The sequence below is a fragment of the Lentilactobacillus sp. genome, from assembly GCF_040773105.1.
Taxonomy (GTDB): domain Bacteria; phylum Bacillota; class Bacilli; order Lactobacillales; family Lactobacillaceae; genus Lentilactobacillus; species Lentilactobacillus parabuchneri.
This window is the reverse complement of the sequence record NZ_JAXGWW010000291.1, coordinates 1-2,222: the sequence shown is the minus strand read 5'-3', so window position 1 is coordinate 2,222 and position 2,222 is coordinate 1. Positions and strand designations below refer to the sequence as shown.

Sequence of the window (2,222 nt, the reverse complement as noted above, 5' to 3'; positions counted from 1 at the left end):
GTCCACAAAGCTAGTTGGTAATCATTTTTACTAAGGAGTGGTGACTATGGAAAAACAAGATTTAGCCAGTGCCCATCGTCGGCTGAAGAGCCCAAGTATCAAGGTTCGCAAGCGCGCCTTGAAGATTATTCATGAAGCTAAGGCAAATAAGCCTCGTAAATAAAGCAAGCTTATGATGATGCTTGATAATCATTATTAGATAGTTATTCAAATAAAGATGGTTTGGTTTCCTTTTTAAAGGGGCCAAGCCATTTTTATTTTCAGACAGCTTTCGTTACCGTCATCTGAAAAATCGGTTAGCTCGATGGTAAACGCTCACTGTTAAAAAGAATTGGGTTAGGAAAAATCAAAAGTCACTCATTTTATTTTCGTGTGATGAAGTTAAATTTTGTACTTTGATGGCGTTGGATATTGATAATGTAACGTTTATTTTTAAATTGTGCAATCGAATCTTTTGCCTCTGACAACATGTTTTCTCTGGTGTTTAAGGAAGCAAAAAGCATTAAAATTACGCATGCCTATTCGTTTATTTAAACATTGAGCACGATTAATTTTACATTGGAAAATAAAAAGAAAATGATTAAAATTTGGTTGACAATTTCTCAAGGTACTATGTATACTGATACCATTCAATTTGATCGATGACGTGTTAATCACATGTTAAGTAACTGCCAGCGAATTTTAAAGCAAGCATCGTTGATGGAAGGATGTATCTTCCTGGTGGGTGAAAGTGCATGTGAGCGAAAGCCTTTTTCGAGAGACTTGGGAGCGACTTCCCGTATGAATGTCAGGGTTCCAACTATGGGACTCATTGAGGTAATGCATGCAAGTGTCTTACAAATTTAGGTGGTAACACGTGAAAACGTCCTTTTCGGCTTCGGCTGGAAGGGACTTTTTTTATCAAATTGAAACTTTAGATAGGAGATGGTTAACGTGCATCAGATGAATTTAACAACGAATGTGAGTTGGCCACACTTATGGTCAAAGGCAACTCACAATTAGAATCGTTCACATAGCCGGTGATTCCACGGCATTGATTCACACATAAAACACCTATTCAAAATTCACATAACGACATAGAAGCCAGTATTTTAGCAATTAAGAAAGGAGTTGTTTCAAATGCCAAGTATCAATACAGAAATCGTTCAACCAGCTTCGTTTGAAGCAACGACATTATTAGCCTTATTACTCTAAACAGGACTCTGACATCATAGTCGGGTCCTATTTGAGAAACAATGGGGCCCTCAAAAGTACCCCAGGTTGCTGGTGGTACTATTTTTTTACAACTTTTTGACTAAATGACACTTGTAATCAACTAAGGAGCTCTTGATTATGACAAAACAAATTCAATTTTTTGATACAACATTGCGTGACGGCGAACAAACGATTGGGGTCAACTTCAGTGTTGACCAGAAAGTCAAAATTGCCCAAGCTCTTGAAAAGTGGGGCGTTGATGTGATCGAAGCTGGATTTCCCGTGGCTTCCCCCGAAGATTTTGAAGCTGTCCAAGCTGTTTCCAGAGCCGTCAAGCACACCCAGGTAACAGGACTTGCCAGAGCGCGCAAAGGTGATATCGATGCCTGCGTTAAAGCAACCCAAGACGCCGTCAACAAACAAATTCATGTCTTTATTGCGACGTCGCCAATTCACCGCGACTCTAAACTTCACATGACAAAGGAACAAGTTATCCAATCAATTCACGATTCGGTCGCCTATGCCCATCAGTTTTTCGATATCGTTGAGTTTTCACCAGAAGATGCCACTCGAACAGAGCCGGATTTCTTAGTTGAATCGATTGAAACCGCCATTCATGCTGGGGCGACCGTGATCAATATTCCCGATACCGTGGGCTACACCAACCCAGTTGAATTTGGCAACATTTTTAAGAATCTCCGAGAAAATGTGAAAGAGTTTGACGACGTTACCTTCTCCGTTCACTGCCACGATGACTTGGGGATGGCAGTTGCCAATAGTTTGGCTTCCATCGAAAACGGTGCAACTCGAATTGAAGGGACGATCAATGGCATTGGTGAACGGGCTGGTAATGCTGCATTGGAGGAAGTTGCCGCCGCCCTTTATGTTCGTCAGGATTACTATCAAGCAACGAATAACATTCACCTGCAAGAAACCAAGCACGTTTCAGATATCATTAGTGACTTTGCCCAAATGCCGGTTCCTCATAACAAAGCGGTTGTTGGTGCCAATGCCTTTGCCCACGAATC

General features: G+C 41.0%; 2 protein-coding genes. Both read left to right on the top strand.

What is annotated here, in order from left to right; all coding sequences use genetic code 11:
- Window positions 1–46 precede the first annotated feature (46 nt).
- Window positions 47–163 (top strand): putative metal homeostasis protein, encoded by a 117-nt coding sequence (locus AB3112_RS10860; protein WP_179136528.1) that lies wholly within the window; start codon window positions 47–49, stop codon window positions 161–163.
- Window positions 164–1,332: 1,169 nt separating this feature from the next.
- A partial coding sequence (locus AB3112_RS10855; protein ID WP_367334496.1) for a 2-isopropylmalate synthase occupies window positions 1,333–2,222 on the top strand: 890 nt, incomplete at its 3' end.